The sequence below is a fragment of the Actinoplanes sp. ATCC 53533 genome, assembly GCF_003947245.1.
Map to the genome: position 1 here is coordinate 1 of NZ_QHHV01000408.1, position 3,922 is coordinate 3,922.

4 protein-coding genes are annotated in these 3,922 nt (G+C 65.5%); 1 reads left to right on the top strand and 3 read right to left on the bottom strand.

Translation table 11 applies throughout. The features are described 5' to 3' along the window. Positions 1-78: 78 nt before the first annotated feature. Both DMB66_RS58395 and DMB66_RS58400 read right to left on the bottom strand, forming a co-directional pair. Positions 79-546 (bottom strand): hypothetical protein, encoded by a 468-nt coding sequence (locus DMB66_RS58395; RefSeq protein ID WP_125812543.1) that lies wholly within the window; start codon positions 544-546, stop codon positions 79-81. Positions 547-752: 206 nt separating this feature from the next. Then, on the bottom strand, positions 753-1,481 hold the full coding sequence (locus DMB66_RS58400; protein WP_125812544.1) for an SDR family NAD(P)-dependent oxidoreductase: 729 nt from the start codon (positions 1,479-1,481) through the stop codon (positions 753-755). Between the two features lie 456 nt (positions 1,482-1,937). On the opposite strand from DMB66_RS58400, the gene DMB66_RS58405 reads away from it, so the two are divergent. Beyond that, the gene (locus DMB66_RS58405; protein ID WP_125812545.1) at positions 1,938-2,621 is read left to right on the top strand and encodes a helix-turn-helix domain-containing protein; all 684 of its coding nucleotides are present in this window, start codon (positions 1,938-1,940) and stop codon (positions 2,619-2,621) included. A 906-nt stretch (positions 2,622-3,527) separates the two neighbouring features. Here the strand turns inward: DMB66_RS58405 and DMB66_RS58410 are convergent. Further along, a partial coding sequence (locus tag DMB66_RS58410; protein ID WP_255441652.1) for a primase-like DNA-binding domain-containing protein occupies positions 3,528-3,922 on the bottom strand: 395 nt, incomplete at its 5' end.

Here is a 3,922-nt window from a genome sequence, read left to right on the forward strand (position 1 = left end):
GGCCCTGCTCGATTCAGTGTTGCCGGGCTCCGCCCAGCCGGCAGCACCGTCGGCGACTGACTGCGCCGGCACTTTCGCTCACCAGATGACGTCTGGATCCACGCTCAGCCCGAGATCGGCGACCTCCACCTCCAGAGCGTCGGCGAGCAGCCGACGGTTGCGCTCGTCGGCCACCCGGTCGTCGTTCTCCCACCTGCTGAGCATCGTCACCAGAGATTCCGCGCCGGCCGTTCGCCCGCGATGATTCCTGCCGACAAGGACCATCCGACGTGCGAGCTGCTGATGCGACCAGTCCCGCGCCTTGCGGATCCGCCGTAGCCGCCGACTGAACGGCAACTGCGCCCAGCCGGGCGACGCACGAAGTTCCTCCAGCAGCGTCTTGAACGACGGTGCGAGATTCTCCTGTTCTTCATCCGCTGAGCCGGCCTGTTGCATCGCGCCGCGACCTTCCCCCCTCACCTTGCGCACCTGGCCACGACGCTGTTGCGCCGTGCTACCGATGAGATCATCGGCTCGTACCGACCTTCTCAGAACCTGCGTGGACACTCCATTCTCCCGTCTCGATAACTAGTTGACTTCTGCTCGGCCTCAGGTCGAATGGCCGGCCATGACACCGCCGCCGGAGCGCGGGAGCACTCGCCCGCAGGAAACGCCGAACGTGAGAGCCAGACCTATGCAGCCTCGACTGGTCGCCGCCGCCCAGACTGCGACGAGAAGTCGCCTGGTACATGCGTTGAGCAGCGGCTTCACTGTCACAAGCGGTTGTTCATGCCGGTACGGATACCGATGCCACCGTCTACGCGCAAAGTCGTCCCATTGACGTAGCCAGAGCGATCGTCGGCAAAAAAGGACACGGCGGCGGCGACCTCGGCGGGCCTGCCGGCACGGTGTGCGGGAATGTGCCACATCGGGTGAGTTCGTATCCCTGGGCTCAGCTGAACCTTTTCGTCGCCTTCGATCAGGCCGGGAGCGACCACGTTGACCGCGATGTTGTCGGCCGCGAGTTCCTCGGTCAGCGACTGAACCAGACCGTTCAGGCCGGCGTTGAAACTGAACCCGGCATAGCGGGCCGGCCCGGTCTCGTCCACCATGGCCAGCGGTGACGCAAGGAAGATCATCCGGCCCCACTCGGCTTGCTTCATCGACTCACGGGCACGATTGGCCGCCGCGGACACCGCCCGCAACCCGACGCGGGTCGCGTGGCTAAGGTCAGTCGCAGCAGGACCGGGCAGTCGCGGCTCGCGGGGAACTCCGGCATCGACCACCAGGATGCCGACCGGGCCTAGGCCGCTTTCTACCTCGCCGAAGGCAGACTCGATGGTGTCAACCTGGGCGAGGTCACAGTGGACGCTGAAGAACTCCGGTGGAGCCTCTTCACTGTAGGTAATAGCCACTCGGTGTCCATCGGTGACTAACCTCCGCGCTACGGCGTGGCTGATGCCCGAGCTCGTGCCGATGACCAGTGCCGTCCGCTGCGCCATAGTCCCCCCTTTGGCGTGGCGGTCGAACACCCCTGAGCGCCCCCACGCATCAATGAAGTTTCCATACTGCACGCGTTGATGGATCTTCGTAACACATTGCTACTTTCATACAGTGACACTGCGAGTGCTCAAGATCACAGCATTCACTTCACCTGGCCCGTGACCTGGCCTTCTTGGGTTCCACCACATAGGACTCATTTTGGATCCACCCCCACCGAGCAAGCGGGCCCTTGCTATGTTCTTGCACTTCAACGGACCTTCCGCCCGCTCCGACGGATGCTCCGCCCGTGTCATTACCCACAGGGGAGGGTCATGACGACCGCGCGGCCTCTCACTCGCCAGGCCCAACTCGCAAAACTCGTCCGGGATTGCCGCTATCGCCTCGACCCTGACCAGTTTCCACACCCGGACAGCGACACCGGCAGCCCGCGTAAGCGACCGAGGAAAACCCGGCGAGTGACCATCGAGCAGATCGCCGGCCGGTCCGGCTACAGCTCCACATGGCACAGCGCGCTCGAACGCGGCCTGGACGAAGGTTACAGCGACGACTTCCTGACCACCGTTGCCACGATCCTCAAGATGTCCCCCGACGAGACCAACATGCTGTTCTCACTCGCTCCACGCCGGCGCGGAACCGGAGTTCCGGAACAAGAACTGCGGGAAAGCCGCGTCATTCTATGGACGCTCAAAGAGATCTCATGCCCTGCGTTCATCATCGACAGCGCCTGGTATGTAATCAGGCACAACGAGCCTACGGCCGAGTGGTTCCCCTGGGTACACGGCGACCGACCCAACTTCATGCGTTGGGCGTTCACCGCCGAAGCCCGCACCATTCTGCATAATTGGGACACCGAGTGGGGTCCTCAGCTCTGGGCAGAGATGCAGTACGCCCTAGCCCGCCAGCCGGACAACGCCAAGCTCAAAGCCCTCATCAGCGGAATCTTGGAGAGCAGCCACGCCGCCCGACTGATAGACGGGAGTCCCCTGAGCAACGTCGGTTCGGATGGCAGGCGCCGCCGGGTCAAGGTCCCGGCGCTCGGCAATAGGATCCGCGTCGTCGAACTCATCGTTCTCACGCCGGAGCGCGCGCCCGCCAGTCGCGTCATGATGATCGTCCCGCTCGACGACACCCAGCACTGACGCCGCCCACAACCGACACCACGACCGCCCCACGACCGCCACGGTCGGGAGTAGTACCGCAGCCGCGCAGCTGCGGCGTTCTCACGCGTCGTTCGCACGTGCCCGACAACTGCGGCACCCCAGATCTGGCCCCGGAATTCAGCCATCCGGGCTCCCACCACGGATTGCTGAGCGACCATCTGATCAGCACCTCGTAGCCCCACCGGACCTGCCAGCCGAGCCGGAGCCGCCCGGGGTGCAAGCCATCAACGACGTCCCCTCAACAGACCCCCTTAAGCTGAGACGAACAGGGCCGGCTTCTGGATGATCACCGGAGACCGGCACCACGCCGAGTCTGCGATCTGCCCGGATGCCAGGCGGCTACTCGCCCAGTCCGAAGGCAGCACCACCGCGGAGCCCACCAGGCCGACCACACAACCGCGCCAGCCCGACGCGAGCAGATCCGCCCGGTAACGACCGACGTGGGCATCGTGTTCAAGACCGCAACCCGGCAAGTGTCGCCAACGGACCGAGCCGCCGGGGCTCCTGGTCGGCCCGGTTTGAGACAGACCTGCCGTCGGGCTGGTCCAACACACGACCGGACACGCAGGTTGCAGGATCCCAGCGCGCCGGGATCCTGAGCGGCGCTGACCAGCAGACGCAATACGCCCTGGACCAACCGATGGCCCATCAGCAGCTACCGCACCCCGAGGGCGCCGCCGGACTGCCAGGCGTACTTGGTCGGGTTGCGGCCATGGGTGACGGGTGACAGATCAGCCGCCGCTGGCCACACAACACTCTTCGCGCCCGCAGCTCACGCGTACGCGCGTACGCGCGCGAAGCCGACAACCGGGAAACCTGGGTCAATCCGTCACCCGTCACCCATCACCCGGGCGCCCAGAGCGCCTGACCGAGTACCCACTTCAGTCATCCTTCGCTCGACAGACGCTCGCCCGCGCTCAGCAGCTGGATCCCGCGATAGAACCGCCGGCCCTTCGTGCCGCGCCCATCGGCGACTTGAAAGCGATCGCGCAACTCCTGCGTCAGCCGCTTCGCCGACACCGGCCGCTCGCCAGTCTCCTCGCACCATTGCTCGTACGCCGCGCGTAGGACCGTCGTGTCGGTGCGCACCTCGCCCGGACCAGCCACCAGAGCGCACAACTCCTCGACGAAACGGCCGACCGTGTCCTGGTCCCTGGCATACCGCGCAGTCGCCGACAGCACAGCTGCCGGCTCGTTCAACCCGTCCCGCTGGTACGCAGCGGCGCCGCCGATGATCCACGCCAGGACCACCCCAGCGTCCTGGGCAAGGATCTCGCCGA